This is a genomic window from Novosphingobium sp. HII-3, assembly GCF_002916655.1.
GTDB classification, from domain to species: domain Bacteria; phylum Pseudomonadota; class Alphaproteobacteria; order Sphingomonadales; family Sphingomonadaceae; genus Novosphingobium; species Novosphingobium panipatense.
This window is the reverse complement of sequence record NZ_PPSM01000014.1, coordinates 470,399-484,699: the sequence shown is the minus strand read 5'-3', so window position 1 is coordinate 484,699 and position 14,301 is coordinate 470,399. Positions and strand designations below refer to the sequence as shown.

20 protein-coding genes are annotated in these 14,301 nt (G+C 61.4%); all 20 read right to left on the bottom strand.

What is annotated here, in order from left to right; genetic code table 11:
• Window positions 1-12 precede the first annotated feature (12 nt).
• Entirely contained in the window at window positions 13-318 is a 306-nt protein-coding gene (gene rpsN, locus C2R25_RS06115; RefSeq protein ID WP_086490047.1) for a 30S ribosomal protein S14, read from the bottom strand.
• A gap of 26 nt (window positions 319-344) precedes the next feature.
• A complete protein-coding gene (gene rplE, locus C2R25_RS06110; protein ID WP_103728312.1) occupies window positions 345-926 on the bottom strand; it encodes a 50S ribosomal protein L5 in 582 nt (193 codons plus the stop codon).
• Window positions 919-1,236 (bottom strand): 50S ribosomal protein L24, encoded by a 318-nt coding sequence (rplX, locus tag C2R25_RS06105; protein WP_103728311.1) that lies wholly within the window; start codon window positions 1,234-1,236, stop codon window positions 919-921. Before rplX ends, rplE begins: the two co-directional genes overlap by 8 nt.
• Window positions 1,236-1,604 carry a 50S ribosomal protein L14 gene (gene rplN, locus C2R25_RS06100; RefSeq protein ID WP_008828228.1) on the bottom strand — a complete coding sequence of 123 codons (369 nt, stop codon included), beginning with the start codon at window positions 1,602-1,604 and terminating at the stop codon, window positions 1,236-1,238. Before rplN ends, rplX begins: the two co-directional genes overlap by 1 nt.
• Window positions 1,605-1,799: 195 nt before the next feature.
• Window positions 1,800-2,069: a 30S ribosomal protein S17 gene (gene rpsQ, locus C2R25_RS06095; protein WP_103728310.1), complete on the bottom strand. Its 270-nt coding sequence runs from the start codon at window positions 2,067-2,069 to the stop codon at window positions 1,800-1,802.
• Between the two features lie 12 nt (window positions 2,070-2,081).
• Window positions 2,082-2,288, bottom strand: coding sequence for a 50S ribosomal protein L29 (gene rpmC, locus C2R25_RS06090; protein WP_103728309.1), 207 nt, complete (start codon window positions 2,286-2,288; stop codon window positions 2,082-2,084).
• Window positions 2,289-2,299: 11 nt separating this feature from the next.
• Window positions 2,300-2,734, bottom strand: a complete 435-nt coding sequence (gene rplP / locus C2R25_RS06085; RefSeq protein WP_103728308.1) for a 50S ribosomal protein L16 — start codon at window positions 2,732-2,734, stop codon at window positions 2,300-2,302.
• 21 nt (window positions 2,735-2,755) lie between these two features.
• A complete protein-coding gene (rpsC, locus tag C2R25_RS06080; protein WP_103728307.1) occupies window positions 2,756-3,451 on the bottom strand; it encodes a 30S ribosomal protein S3 in 696 nt (231 codons plus the stop codon).
• Window positions 3,452-3,454: 3 nt separating this feature from the next.
• A complete protein-coding gene (gene rplV, locus C2R25_RS06075) occupies window positions 3,455-3,832 on the bottom strand; it encodes a 50S ribosomal protein L22 (RefSeq protein ID WP_103099200.1) in 378 nt (125 codons plus the stop codon).
• Window positions 3,829-4,110: a 30S ribosomal protein S19 gene (gene rpsS / locus C2R25_RS06070; RefSeq protein WP_008828234.1), complete on the bottom strand. Its 282-nt coding sequence runs from the start codon at window positions 4,108-4,110 to the stop codon at window positions 3,829-3,831. The genes rplV and rpsS overlap by 4 nt, the downstream gene beginning before the upstream one ends.
• 6 nt (window positions 4,111-4,116) lie before the next feature.
• Window positions 4,117-4,953 carry a 50S ribosomal protein L2 gene (rplB, locus tag C2R25_RS06065; protein ID WP_103728306.1) on the bottom strand — a complete coding sequence of 279 codons (837 nt, stop codon included), beginning with the start codon at window positions 4,951-4,953 and terminating at the stop codon, window positions 4,117-4,119.
• 6 nt (window positions 4,954-4,959) lie between these two features.
• Entirely contained in the window at window positions 4,960-5,268 is a 309-nt protein-coding gene (locus tag C2R25_RS06060) for a 50S ribosomal protein L23 (protein ID WP_103728305.1), read from the bottom strand.
• The gene (gene rplD / locus C2R25_RS06055; protein WP_103728304.1) at window positions 5,261-5,887 is read right to left on the bottom strand and encodes a 50S ribosomal protein L4; all 627 of its coding nucleotides are present in this window, start codon (window positions 5,885-5,887) and stop codon (window positions 5,261-5,263) included. The genes C2R25_RS06060 and rplD overlap by 8 nt, the downstream gene beginning before the upstream one ends.
• Before the next feature lie 2 nt (window positions 5,888-5,889).
• Window positions 5,890-6,645, bottom strand: coding sequence for a 50S ribosomal protein L3 (rplC, locus tag C2R25_RS06050; protein ID WP_103728303.1), 756 nt, complete (start codon window positions 6,643-6,645; stop codon window positions 5,890-5,892).
• A gap of 334 nt (window positions 6,646-6,979) precedes the next feature.
• Window positions 6,980-7,291, bottom strand: coding sequence for a 30S ribosomal protein S10 (gene rpsJ / locus C2R25_RS06045; protein WP_007011873.1), 312 nt, complete (start codon window positions 7,289-7,291; stop codon window positions 6,980-6,982).
• A 189-nt stretch (window positions 7,292-7,480) separates the two neighbouring features.
• Complete coding sequence (gene tuf, locus C2R25_RS06040; RefSeq protein ID WP_103728302.1) at window positions 7,481-8,671, bottom strand: elongation factor Tu; 1,191 nt, start codon at window positions 8,669-8,671, stop codon at window positions 7,481-7,483.
• 91 nt (window positions 8,672-8,762) lie between these two features.
• Window positions 8,763-10,835 (bottom strand): elongation factor G, encoded by a 2,073-nt coding sequence (gene fusA, locus C2R25_RS06035; protein ID WP_103728301.1) that lies wholly within the window; start codon window positions 10,833-10,835, stop codon window positions 8,763-8,765.
• A gap of 116 nt (window positions 10,836-10,951) precedes the next feature.
• Window positions 10,952-11,422, bottom strand: coding sequence for a 30S ribosomal protein S7 (rpsG, locus tag C2R25_RS06030; RefSeq protein WP_103099192.1), 471 nt, complete (start codon window positions 11,420-11,422; stop codon window positions 10,952-10,954).
• 105 nt (window positions 11,423-11,527) lie between these two features.
• Window positions 11,528-11,899 (bottom strand): 30S ribosomal protein S12, encoded by a 372-nt coding sequence (rpsL, locus tag C2R25_RS06025; RefSeq protein ID WP_103728300.1) that lies wholly within the window; start codon window positions 11,897-11,899, stop codon window positions 11,528-11,530.
• A 670-nt stretch (window positions 11,900-12,569) separates the two neighbouring features.
• Window positions 12,570-14,156, bottom strand: a complete 1,587-nt coding sequence (locus C2R25_RS06020; protein WP_158250622.1) for an RNA-directed DNA polymerase — start codon at window positions 14,154-14,156, stop codon at window positions 12,570-12,572.
• Window positions 14,157-14,301: the final 145 nt, after the last annotated feature.

Here is a 14,301-nt window from a genome sequence, read left to right as displayed (position 1 = left end):
TGCTTCTAACCCTTACCAGCTCGACTTGGTCACGCCGGGGATCATGCCCTTGTTGGCAAGATCACGCAGCTCGACGCGGCACAGGCCGAACTTGCGGTAATAACCGCGCGGACGGCCGGTCGTGGCGCAACGGTTGCGAACCCGGGTCGGGTTGCCGTTGCGCGGGATCTCGGCCAGCTTCAGGCGAGCAATGAGGCGCTCGGTTTCATCGAGCGATTCATCAGCAGCGACCGCCTTGAGGCGCTCGTACTTGCCTGCATACTTCTTGACGAGCTTCTTGCGACGCTCGTTCTTGTTCACGGAACTCAGTTTCGCCATGGACTTAAGCTCTCTTCCTCAGCGGCTCACGCCGCTTCCTTCTGTTCCGACTCTTCAGCCGGGAACGGGAAACCGAACAGACGCAGCAGCTCACGCGCCTCGTCGTCGGTCTTCGCGGTGGTGGTCACGATGATGTCCATGCCACGCACCTTGTCGATCTTGTCGTAGCTGATCTCCGGGAAGATGATCTGCTCCTTCAGGCCCATGGCGTAGTTGCCACGGCCGTCGAACGACTTCGGGTTCAGGCCACGGAAGTCGCGGATGCGGGGCATCGCGATCGTCACGAGGCGATCGAGGAACTCGTACATGCGCTCGCGGCGGAGCGTCACCTTGCAGCCGATCGGCATGCCTTCACGCAGCTTGAACTGCGCAATCGACTTGCGAGCCTTGGTGATGACGGGCTTCTGACCGGCGATGGCTTCCATCTCGGCTGCAGCGGTCTGGACCTTCTTCTTGTCCTGGCTCGCTTCGCCCACACCCATGTTAAGGGTGATCTTCTCGATCTTCGGCACTTCCATCGCGTTCTTGTAGCCGAACTTCTCGGTCATCGCCTTGACGATTTCCGCATCGTACTTCGAACGCAGACGGGGGGTGTACTTGTCAGCCATCGATGGTCTCCCCGGACTTCACGGCCACGCGGACCTTGACGCCGTCCTTGGTTTCGAAGCGAACGCGGGTCGGCTTGCCGTCCTTGTCCGCCACGGCGACCTTGCAGATCGGCATCGCAGCCGGCGTGCGGTCGATGCCACCCAGCGGGTTCTGCTGGGTGGGCTTGCGGTGCTTGGTGGCGACGTTCACGCCTTCGACAACGACCTTGCCGTCCTTCGGCAGGACCTGCAGAACCGTGCCGGTGCGACCCTTGTCCTTGCCGGACAGGACGACGACCGAGTCACCCTTCTTGATCTTCGCGGCAGCCATTACAGCACCTCCGGAGCGAGCGAGATGATCTTCATGAAGCCACGGCCGCGCAGTTCGCGCACCACGGGGCCGAAGATACGGGTGCCGATCGGCTCCTCGTTCTTGTTGATCAGCACGGCAGCGTTGCTGTCGAAACGGATCACGCTACCATCGGTACGACGCACGTCCTTGCGGGTGCGCACGATAACGGCGCGGTGCACGTCGCCCTTCTTGACGCGAGCGCGGGGCTGCGCCTCCTTGATCGACACCACGATGATGTCGCCGACGCCTGCGAAGCGACGCTTGGAGCCACCCAGTACCTTGATGCACTGGACGCGCTTTGCGCCGCTGTTGTCCGCCACGTCGAGATTGGATTGCATCTGGATCATCGATCCGAGTCCTTCTCATCTGGCTTGCCGGAACCAGTCCGGCAGTTCCTAAAAATACAGGCCCCCGAAGAGGCCCGAGTCGCCCTGCGGGGGCGAAGGCGGCGCTTTGCCGCATTCATCCGCACAGGTCAACACTCGTGTCAGGCAAGGCCAAAGCCGGGAACTGAAGTCCCCGGCTTCGATCTCAGCGGAGGATCAAACCTCGGCCTCGAGTGCCGTACCCTTGCTCGCCTGAAGACGGTCAAGAACCTTCCAGGTCTTGGTCTTCGAGTAAGGAGCCGTCTCCTCGATCCGGACGCGCTCGCCGGTCTTGAAGGCGTTGTCCTCATCGTGAGCGTGGTACTTCTTCGAGCGGCGGATGATCTTCCCGTAGAGCGGGTGCTTCACCTTGCGCTCAACGAGCACGGTCACGGTCTTGTCCGTCTTGTCGGAAACGACGGTACCGGTCAGAATACGCTTGGGCATCGTTGTTTCTCCTTACGCCTTCGCCGCTGCCGAACGCTCAGCCTGGAGCGTCTTGATGCGGGCGATGTCGCGACGGACTTCCTTGATGCGCGCCGGGGCCTCGAGCTGGCTCGTGGCGGCCTGGAAACGCAGGTTGAACTGCTCGCGCTTCAGCTCGACGAGATCAGCGGTGAGCTGGTCGTCGGTCTTGGCGCGAAGGTCTTCGATCTTGTTAGCCATGATGGACTTCCTTACTCGCCGCCAAGGTGCGAGGTGTCGCCGAGGCGAGCAACGACCTTGGTCTTGATCGGCAGCTTCATCGCAGCGCGGCTGAAGGCTTCGGCTGCGAGCGGGCCGGCAACGCCGTCCAGCTCGAACAGGATGCGGCCCGGCTTCACGCGAGCTGCCCAGTATTCAACCGAACCCTTGCCCTTACCCTGACGGACTTCAGCAGGCTTCTTCGAAACCGGCACGTCGGGGAAAACGCGGATCCAGAGACGGCCCTGGCGCTTGATGTGACGGGTGATTGCGCGGCGTGCAGCTTCGATCTGACGGGCGGTAACCCGCTCCGGCTCGAGGGCCTTGAGGCCGTACGAGCCGAAGTTCAGATCGGTGCCGCCCTTGGCGTCACCCTTGATCCGGCCCTTGAAGGCCTTGCGGAACTTGGTCTTTTTGGGTTGCAGCATGGTGCTTCTCTAATCCTGGGATCAGCGGGCCGGACGGACGCCGGAGGTCTGAGCCTCCACCATCAGTCGGTCTTGCGCCGTCGGGTCATGGCCCAGGATCTCACCCTTGAAGACCCAGACCTTGATGCCGATGATGCCATAGGCGGTTAGCGCCTCGGCGTCGGCATAGTCGATGTTCGCACGCAGGGTGTGAAGCGGCACGCGGCCTTCGCGGTACTGCTCGACACGGGCGATTTCCGCACCGCCAAGACGGCCGCCGCACATGATCTTGATGCCTTCGGCACCCAGACGCATGGCGGACTGCATGGCGCGCTTCATCGCACGGCGGAACGCCACGCGGCGGATCAGCTGGTCAGCGATACCCTGTGCGATGAGCTTCGCATCGACTTCCGGCTTGCGGATCTCGACGATGTTCAGCTTCACTTCGCTCGAGGTCATGGCCGAAAGCTGCTTGCGCAGCTTTTCGATGTCCGCGCCCTTCTTGCCGATGATGACGCCCGGACGAGCCGCGAAGATCGAGATGCGGCACAGCTTGGCCGGACGCTCGATCACCACCTTCGAGATCGCTGCCTGCGGCACCGTCTCGATGATGAACTTGCGGATCTTGAGGTCTTCCTCAAGCAGCTTGCCGTAGTCCCGGCCTTCCGCGAACCAGCGGCTGTCCCAGGTACGGTTGATCTGCAGACGCAGACCGATCGGATTGCTCTTATGACCCATGGATCAGGCCTCCTCGACTTCGCGAACGACGATCCGCAGGCGCGAAAACGGCTTGAGGATGCGGGTGGACTTGCCGCGGCCACGAGCGTGGAAACGCTTCATGGTCACCGACTTGCCGACCGACGCCTCGGCGACGACGAGAGCGTCGACGTCGAGGTTGTGGTTGTTTTCCGCGTTGGCGATCGCCGAAGCGAGAACCTTGCGGGCATCGACCGCCATGGCCTTCTTGGAGAAGGCCAGGACGTTCATGGCGTCTTCGGCGCGCATGCCGCGGATCAGGGCAGCGACCAGGTTGAGCTTCTGAGCCGAACCACGAATGTTCGTGTTGACCGCGAGAGCTTCCTTGTCACCTACGCGACGGGGTGCTGCTGGCTTGCTCACTTGCGCTTGCCCTTCTTGTCGGCGGCGTGGCCAGGGAACGAGCGGGTGGGCGCGAACTCACCGAGCTTGTGACCGACCATGTCCTCGTTGACAGCAACGGGGATGAACTTGTGCCCGTTGTAGACCTGGAAGGTCAGACCAACGAACTGCGGGAGAATGGTGGAGCGACGCGACCAGGTCTTGATCGGACCAGCGCGGCTGCCGGCATCCTGCGCGACTTCGGCCTTCTTGAGAAGGTAGAGGTCGACGAAGGGGCCTTTCCAGACGGAACGTGCCATCGTGACTTACCTCTTCTTCTTGGCGTGACGCGAACGGATGATGAGCTTGTCCGTCTGCTTGTTGTTGCGAGTGCGGGCGCCCTTGGTCGGCTTGCCCCACGGCGTGACCGGATGACGGCCACCCGAGGTGCGGCCTTCACCACCACCGTGCGGGTGGTCGACCGGGTTCTTGGCGACACCACGAGTCAGCGGGCGACGACCCAGCCAGCGGCCACGACCGGCCTTGGCGAGGGTCTGGTTCGAGTTGTCGGGGTTCGAGACCGCGCCAACCGTACCCATGCAGTCACCACGCAGGTAGCGCTGCTCACCCGAGTTCAGGCGAACGATGACCATGCCGCGGTCACGACCGACGACCTGGACGTACGTACCGGCCGAACGGGCGATCTGACCGCCCTTTTCAGGCTTCATCTCGACGTTGTGGCAGATCGTGCCGACCGGCATCTGCGACAGAAGCATGGCGTTGCCCGGCTTCACGTCGGTCTTTTCGCCAGCGACGACCACGTCGCCAACAGCCAGACGCTGCGGAGCGATGATGTAAGCCTGTTCACCGTCGGTGTACTTCACCAGCGCGATGAAGGCCGTGCGGTTCGGGTCATACTCGATCCGCTCGACGGTGGCTTCCATGTCCCACTTGCGACGCTTGAAGTCGATGAAGCGGTACTTCTGCTTGTGACCGCCCGCGATGCCGCGCGAGGTCACGTGACCCTTGTTGTTGCGGCCGCCGGTCTTGCTCTTGCCTTCGGTCAGCGCCTTGAGGGGCTTGCCCTTCCAGAGCGACGACTTGTCGACGAGGACCAGGCCGCGGCGAGCGGGGCTGGTCGGGTTGTAGTTCTTGAGTGCCATCGGAAATTAACCCCGCGCGCCTTCGGTGATGTCAATCGACTGGCCTTCCGCCAGCGTGACGATCGCCTTCTTCACGTCGCTGCGGCGGTAAGCCTTACCGCGCCAGCGCTTGGTCTTGCCCTTGGTCACGAGCGTGTTCACGCCGGTTACCTTGACATCGAAGAGTGCCTCGACGGCAGCCTTGATCTCGGGCTTGGTCGCCTTGTCGGCAACCTTGAAGACGACCGCATTGTTCTCCGAAAGGAGGGTCGACTTCTCGGTGATGTGCGGAGCGAGAATCACGTCGTAGTGACGGATATCCACGGTCTTAGCCATTGAAACGCGCCTCCAGCTTCTCGACCGCGGCGCGCGTCAGCACCAGCGTATCATGCTTCAGGATGTCGTAGACGTTCGCGCCGACAGCCGGGAGCACGTTCACGCCGACGATGTTGCGGGCAGCGCGGGCGAAGCCCTCGTTGACCTGCTCACCATCAACAACGAGCACCTTCTTGCCGAAGCCAGCCTTCGCAAGCTGACCGGCGAGCGCCTTGGTCTTGGCGTCGGCTACGTCGAGGGTGTCGACGATGACGAGGCCGTTCTGTGCCTTCGACGACAGGGCCATCTTCAGGCCAAGCGCACGAATCTTCTTGTTCAGCGAGATGTTGAACTCGCGGCGACGAGCACCGTGAGCCTTACCACCGCCGATGAACACGGGAGCCGCACGGTCGCCGTGACGGGCCGTGCCGCCACCCTTCTGACGACCGAACTTCTTGCCGGTGCGCGCGACGTCCGAACGCTCGCGGGTCGCACGGGCGATGCCGCGACGGTTCTCGAGCTGCCAGGTGACGACGCGGTGCAGGATGTCCGCGCGCGGCTCGAGGCCGAACACGTCGTCCGAAAGCTCGATGTCGCCAGTGCCGGCGGAGCCATCGATATTGAGGACCTGAACCTTCATGATTAGCCCTCCTGGCCTTCGGTCGCTTCGGGAGCCGCGGTCTCAGCGGGCGTCTCGGCAGCGGCCGTATCATTGGTGTTGGCCACCGACTTGATGCCGGCGGGGTACGGAGCCTCGGCGTGACGGTTCACCTTGACGGCGTCCGAAACGGTGAGCCACGAGTTCTTCGCACCGGGGACAGAGCCCTTGACGAAGATCAGGCCGCGCTCGTCGTCCACTCGGACGATTTCGAGGTTCTGCTGAGTGCGCTGACGGTCGCCCATGTGGCCGGCCATCTTCTTGTTCTTGAACACCTTGCCCGGATCCTGACGGTTACCCGTCGAACCGTGCGCACGGTGCGAGATCGACACACCGTGAGTGGCGCGCATACCGCCGAAGCCCCAGCGCTTCATAGCGCCCTGGAAGCCCTTGCCCTGCGTGTGGCCACCCACATCGACGAGCTGGCCGGGGACGAAGTGCGAAGCCGCAATCGTCGCGCCAACTTCGAGGAGAGCGTCGTCGGCGACGCGGAATTCCGCGACGCGCATCTTGAGGGGAACCTGAGCCTTCGCGAAGTGCTCACGCTGCGGCTTCGCAACGTTCTTCTGCTTGGCTTCGCCGGCACCGAGCTGAACCGCGACATAACCATCGCGCTCTTCGGTGCGGACAGAGACGACCTGGCAATCCTCCAGCGCCAGGACGGTGACGGGCACGTGGCGGCCGTCCTCCTGGAACAGGCGGGTCATCCCGACTTTCTTTGCGATCACGCCGGTACGCATGACCTTACTCCTTACAGAGGCGTACGCAGGACCATCCCTCGCACGCATGTCCAACCCTATGTGTGATACGCACCCCGTCCGGGTCAGGTGTTCCCTGCAAGGCCTTTGAAGGCCTCGCGGAAACGAGACGGGGGACGCATTCCCGAACAAGGCCCGAAGGCGTTGCCGGAGGTATCCCTTGTGTCCCTTCGGGCTTTTCCCTCAGGGCTCTGTCTCTGCGGGTTTCTCCCCGCAAAGCCGGCGTCATCGAGCCGACAAGATAATCCTCGGTCTAGTTAGGGTCCGACCGGAAAGGACCATCGGGGCAATCGTGCGACTGCCCCGGTAAACCAGCTCAAGCGAGCTTGATCTCGACGTTCACGCCAGCAGCCAGGTCCAGCTTCATCAGAGCATCGACAGTGGCAGCATTCGGCTGCACGATGTCAAGCAGGCGCTTGTACGTGCGGACTTCGAACTGCTCACGCGACTTCTTGTCGATGTGCGGACCACGGTTCACCGTGAACTTCTCGATCTTGGTCGGCAGCGGAATGGGGCCACGAATCAGAGCGCCGGTGCGGCGGGCCGTGTCAGCGATCTCGCCAGTGGCCTGGTCGAGCACGCGATGGTCAAACGCCTTCAGGCGGATACGGATGTTCTGAGCTTCCATTACCTACTACCGATGAGAAAGAGCCATAGGACCGAAGTCCCGTCAAATTCGAGCCGCGCCCCTACAACGGCGCGGCGAGTCGATCAACCCCTAGTTTTCCGGGAATCGTCGCCCCTACCCTTTTTACGCGAAAAGCCCGCCCTTCCAAACGGAAGGCCGGGCCAATCACTTCAGCCTGAGATCAGCGAATTACTTCGTGATCGCGCTGACAACGCCCGAACCAACGGTGCGGCCGCCTTCGCGGATTGCGAAGCGCAGACCTTCGTCCATGGCGATCGGAGCGATGAGCTTGACCGACAGGGCAACGTTGTCGCCCGGCATGACCATCTCGGTGCCCTCGGGGAGGATCACTTCGCCGGTCACGTCGGTGGTGCGGAAGTAGAACTGCGGACGGTAGTTCGCGAAGAACGGGGTGTGACGGCCGCCTTCTTCCTTCGACAGAACGTAGACCTCGGCCGAGAACTCGGTGTGCGGGGTCACGGTGCCGGGCTTCGCCAGAACCTGGCCACGCTCGACGTCTTCACGCTTCAGGCCACGAACCAGTGCACCGATGTTGTCGCCGGCTTCACCCTGATCGAGCAGCTTGCGGAACATTTCGACGCCGGTGACGGTGGTCTTCTGGGTGTCGCGGATGCCGATGACTTCGACTTCCTCGCCAACCTTGATGATGCCGGTTTCGACGCGGCCGGTCACAACCGTACCACGGCCCGAGATCGAGAACACGTCTTCGACGGGCATCAGGAAGGGCTTGTCGGTCGGGCGCGGCGGCTGCGGGATGAACTCGTCAACGGCCTTCATCAGCTCAAGGATCTTTTCCTTGCCGATGTTGTCGTCACGACCTTCAAGAGCGGCCAGAGCCGAACCCTTGATGATCGGAATATCGTCGCCCGGGAAGTCGTACGACGACAGCAGTTCGCGAACTTCGAGTTCGACGAGCTCGAGAAGCTCTTCGTCGTCGACCTGGTCAACCTTGTTCATGAACACGACGAGAGCCGGAACGCCGACCTGACGTGCGAGCAGGATGTGCTCGCGGGTCTGCGGCATCGGGCCGTCAGCAGCGTTCACAACCAGGATCGCGCCGTCCATCTGGGCAGCACCGGTGATCATGTTCTTCACGTAGTCGGCGTGACCCGGGCAGTCGACGTGCGCGTAGTGGCGAGCGTCGGTCTCGTATTCGACGTGTGCGGTCGAGATCGTGATGCCGCGCTCGCGCTCTTCGGGAGCCTTGTCGATGTTTGCGAAGTCAACCGCTTCACCACCGAACGTTTCCGACATCACCTTGGTGATGGCGGCGGTCAGCGTGGTCTTGCCGTGGTCAACGTGACCGATGGTGCCGATGTTGCAGTGCGGCTTGTTCCGCTCGAATTTTGCCTTGGCCATTTTCAAACCTTCTTTCGTCTTGAATTTGAATCCGCGGGTATCGGAGCGGCTCCCATGGAATCAGGCGCCGCCCCTAAAACCTTTCTTGCCCTCAGGCAAGCTTCTCCTTGACTTCGGCCGCGACGTTCGCCGGAACCTCATCATAGTGGGAGAAGATCATCGAGTAGTTTGCGCGGCCCTGCGTGAACGAGCGGAGCTGGTTCACGTAACCGAACATGTTCGCCAGCGGCACCATGGCTTCGACGACCTGGGCGTTGCCGCGGCTGTCGGTGCCCTGGATCTGGCCGCGACGGCTGTTCATGTCGCCGATGACGTCGCCCAGGTACTCTTCCGGGGTCACGACTTCGACCTTCATGATCGGCTCGAGCAGCTTGATGCCAGCCTTCTGAGCGACTTCGCGCATCGCACCGCGGCCGGCGATTTCGAACGCCAGAGCGGACGAGTCGACGTCGTGGTACGCACCGTCGTAGAGGACGATGTCGAAGTCGATGATCGGGAAGCCGACCAGCGAGCCCGAGGCGGCGGTTTCACGCATGCCCTTCTCAATGGCGGGGATGTATTCCTTCGGAATGTTACCGCCCTTGACTTCGTCCTTGAAGGTGATGCCCGCACCGCGCTCGCCCGGCGTGACCTTGACCTTCACGCGGCCGAACTGACCCGTACCACCCGACTGCTTCTTGTGGGTGTAGTCGATGTCGACCGGCTTGCCGAGGTACTCGCGGTAAGCCACCTGCGGCGCACCGACGTTCGCTTCGACCTTGAACTCGCGACGCATACGGTCGACGATGATGTCCAGGTGAAGTTCGCCCATCCCCTTGATGATGGTCTGGCCCGACTCGTGGTCGGTGCTGACGCGGAACGAAGGATCCTCGGCCGAGAGACGGTTGAGCGCGACGCCCATCTTCTCCTGGTCGGCCTTGGTCTTCGGTTCCACCGACAGCTCGATGACCGGCTCGGGGAATTCCATGCGCTCGAGGATGATCGGGGTCTTCTCGACGCAAAGCGTGTCGCCCGTCGTCGTTTCCTTCATGCCCGCCAGAGCAACGATGTCGCCCGCAAAGGCTTCTTCGATGTCCTTGCGCTCGTTGGCATGCATCTCGAGGATGCGGCCGACCTTTTCCTTCTTGTTCTTCACCGAGTTCAGGTAGCTGCCCTTCGAGAGCGTACCCGAGTAGATGCGAATGAAGGTGAGCGAGCCCACGAACGGGTCGTTCATGACCTTGAACGCAAGGGCGCTGAACGGTGCGTCGTCAGCGGTCTTGCGGGTGTCGGGCTCGTCCGTGTCGGGGTTCACGCCCTGGACGTCGGCGATGTCGAGCGGCGACGGCATGAAGTCCACGACCGCGTCGAGGAGCGTCTGCACGCCCTTGTTCTTGAACGACGAACCGCACAGGACCGGAACGAACGCCTGAGCGAGCGTGCCCTTGCGGATCAGCGCCTTCAGTTCGTCGGCCGTGGGGATGGTGCCTTCGAGGTAGGCTTCCATCACGGCGTCGTCCTGCTCGACCGCCAGCTCGATGAGCTTTTCGCGGTACTCGGCAGCCTTTTCCTTCATGTCTTCCGGAATGTCGACGTACTGGAATTCAGCGCCGAGGCTCTCGTCCTTCCAGACGATGCCGCGCTCGTTGATCAGGTCGACGAGGCCGACGAATTCGGACTCTGCACCGATGGGCAGGTAGAGGACAGCCGGAACGGCGCCGAGACGGTCGATGATCGTCTGGACGCAGTAGTAGAAGTTCGCGCCGGTGCGGTCGAGCTTGTTGATGTAGCACATGCGGGGCACGCCGTACTTGTCGGCCTGGCGCCACACGGTTTCCGACTGCGGTTCGACGCCTGCGACGCCGTCGAACGCGGCCACGGCACCGTCGAGGACGCGCAGCGAGCGCTCCACTTCGATGGTGAAGTCGACGTGTCCGGGGGTGTCGATGATGTTGAGGCGGTGGTCGTTCCAGAAGCACGTCGTTGCGGCCGACGTGATGGTGATGCCGCGCTCCTGCTCCTGCTCCATCCAGTCCATGGTAGCAGCGCCGTCATGGACTTCGCCGATCTTGTAGGACTTGCCGGTGTAGTAGAGGATACGCTCGGTCGTGGTGGTCTTGCCGGCGTCGATGTGCGCCATGATACCGAAGTTGCGGTAGCGGTCGAGCGGATGGCTGCGTGCCATGGGATGAGTCCTTAGCGAGGGTTTCGGGAGCGAGAGCGGCCTTCAGATAAGACCTTGCCCCCTGAAATAAAAGTGTGACGCCCGGATGACCTTCCACCCGGGCATCACCACCCACATTACCAGCGGTAGTGCGAGAAGGCGCGGTTCGCGTCCGCCATGCGGTGCGTGTCTTCGCGCTTCTTCACGGCGTTGCCGCGGTTGTTGGCCGCATCGAGCAGTTCGCCCGAGAGACGCGCCGCCATGGTGGTCTCGGGACGGTTGCGCGCGGCGGTGATGAGCCAGCGGATGGCGAGGGCCTGGGCGCGCTCGGGGCGCACTTCGACGGGGACCTGGTAGGTCGCACCGCCGACGCGGCGCGAACGCACTTCGATCTGCGGCTTCACGTTGTTCAGGGCATCGTGGAACAGCTGGACCGGATCGGCCTTGGCGCGGGTTTCCATGGTGGTCATGGCGCCATAGACGATCGATTCCGCGACCGACTTCTTGCCGTCGAGCATGAGGTTGTTCATGAACTTCGACAGGACCAGATCACCGAACTTGGGATCAGGCAGGATTTCCCGCTTCTCGGGACGACGACGACGTGACATCGCTTGTATTCCTTGTTCTTTCGGGCGGGAGCGTGAGCGTCACCGGCCGGTAATTCCATCACCGTGCGAGCCGTGAAGGGTCAGCACCCCCGGCCCGCCACCAGCTTACTTCGGACGCTTGGCGCCGTACTTCGAGCGGCTCTGCTTGCGATCCTTGACGCCCTGCGTGTCGAGCACGCCGCGCAGGATGTGGTAGCGAACGCCCGGAAGGTCGCGAACGCGGCCGCCGCGGATGAGCACGACCGAGTGCTCCTGCAGGTTGTGGCCTTCACCCGGGATGTACGAGATGACTTCGCGCTGGTTCGTCAGGCGCACCTTGGCGACCTTGCGGAGAGCCGAGTTCGGCTTCTTCGGGGTCGTGGTGTACACGCGGGTGCAGACGCCGCGCTTCTGCGGGTTCTGCTCCATGGCCGGGACCTTGGACTTGGCCTTCTGCGGCTCGCGGCCCTTGCGGACCAGCTGGTTGATAGTGGGCATCTATACTCTTCTTTCAAATGGGAGTGCGATGGATCGAAACCGACGCATCGGCGTCGACCCGTCGCACCCCGGCAGGATCACCGGGCCGGGAGGGCTGCTGCAGCGATGTTCGGGAGAAGAGTAGTCGATCACGGGGCCTTGCGGCTGAGGAAGCCCCGAAACCGCCATCCAGGAAAAGGACGGACCGCCGGTGGCTGCCCTGCCTCCTTCTTCACGAAAGGAGGCCGCACCCGTGAGCCGAAAAACACTCCACCCGGTCGCCAAGAAGCGCTGCCGGATTACTTTGCCGCCCGCCCGCCGGATGCCCCCTCACCCGATTCGGGCAAGGAAAACCGTCCGAGATCACTGGCCCGCCGTGCCTGAAAGCCGCGGAAAAGCCGGAGAAACGCGCTGAAACGGCAATGTTCAGCTCTTTAGTATCCACCGCGAGCACGCCCGCAAGGGATGCGCGCCTTTAGGGGATTGAGGGTTTGGGGTCAAGGGAGAGCGGAAGGGGCGGCTTTGCGCCCGTCCAAGCCGCTCAATTGGAAAAGACTCATGCCTACGAGCGGTCAGTCCGGTTATGGCCGAGGCTGGGACTTTTCTGCCGCTCGATGCTGCGCCTTGGAAGGTCCATTCTTTCCAAAACCCGCCACTCTCGGATGCGCTTGAGCCTTTTTGCCAAAATTTTTCAAAATGGGTCAGGGTCATCGTCATAATCGTCGCTATCATACCCGTAACGGGTCCGGCTGATTGCGCGGACGTTGACCTCCTGCATGGTTTTCATGTGGGCCTTGAAATCGATGAGGCGTACCCGCTTTGTGGCCAAATGCTGAAATTCAGCGGCAAGCCCACCACTGAAAGCTGCCCCGGAATAACCTCTCGCTTTGGCCACAAGGTTGAGCAACCAATGTTGGTCTGTCGTGGCCAGCTTCAACCCGAGCTTAATGGGAGGCTTGCGGGTGATAAGGCCGTCTGTGAATGCGGCAACGACCAAGGAGCGGATATGGGCGTTGTCGTTGTTTGACAGAGAGGCGACCAATAGGTCGGTAATTTCGAGCCTCGCGACAAGTAGCAGCCACACAAGCCAAACTACCTCCTGATGGTGGTTCAGCGGGAGATGTCTCTGAATCAGGTCGTAGGCAGCTTCTTTCCAACCTGTCACATCTATGGGTTTTCCGCGCGCAACTCGTTTGGCAACGATGAGCGTTACGTAATCGATACAGTGGGGATGGTGGAACATCGTTCTCTGGAGGTACGGCTCCATCGTATCCCACAGCAGCGAATCGTATATCTTGAGCTGGTCGAACGCCCGCAGCGCGATTTTGACTGGGCTGTCGGAATGCACTTCCTTGGCTTGGATTAGCGCACGGTCGTAGAATAGAATGATGTCATTGGCATTCGTAGCCCAGAACTGTGCAGTTAAATTTCTTGCCTCCTTTCGCAACGCCTGAGCCCAGACATCGTTCAGCGGCTCAATACCAGGCATAACCCGCGTCTTTGCGTCATTGATGTGCAAGCTATAGCGTTGGAGTATATCCCGGAGGACAGACAGCGCCGCCAAGGCTTCGGGTTCACCTCTGACACCGATATAATAATCATCGACGTGCCGCGCGGCCCCGATGACAAAGTTTGCCTGGTTGGCAAAAAAATCGGCGTCCAATCCGGCCGCAATGTATTCGGCGATGAGACGAAAGGCATCAGGTCCAACCAGCACACCGCGGATTTCACCAAGCTGGCAACTGTGCGTGAAGAAATCGAGTTTATTGAAGTAGTTTTCTGCAGAACTAGGAGCGCGGTCCGCCTTCGCTTTGTCGATACCATGTGCCGACCAAGATATCGCATGGGTGTAAATACTAGGAAAAAATTGAGCGATATCGGTCTTTAGGAGGAATGCTGAGCGGCCCAATTTTTGCGACGCGATTGTCGTCAGCTCTGAAAGGGACTGAACGACTATGGGGCGATCATCCGTAGGCTTTCCAAGCTTTGGCTGGCTCACGGAAAAAGGCGAATTGGTGAACCGTGCTTCAAATTCCGGCCAATGATCCGAGATGAAGCTCGCCACGTAGAAGTAGGAGATCGGATTGGGTGTGCCGTAATACCGACGGTTGCCATCGTGTTTTGTTCCGCTGTAGCGTACATAGTCTGTGTGCCGACCGTTGCGTAGCTCTTTGGCCTTGAGGTCGCGGATCAGGCCAGAAAACGCGCGCTTCAGGTCAATGGATGTGAAGCAGGGCGGCAAAGTTTCAGGAAAAATCCGCGTTGTATCAGTGGCCACCGATCTTGCATGGCGCTCCAGTCTCGAGCTTTTTGGATCCCTATTTTTCATTACAATCAGTTCGCACCAATATTGGCAAGTTCTGTCATGATCGGACATTTCCGGAACCAGTTGGGAACGGCCGGGCATGGTCGGCTGCCGCCCA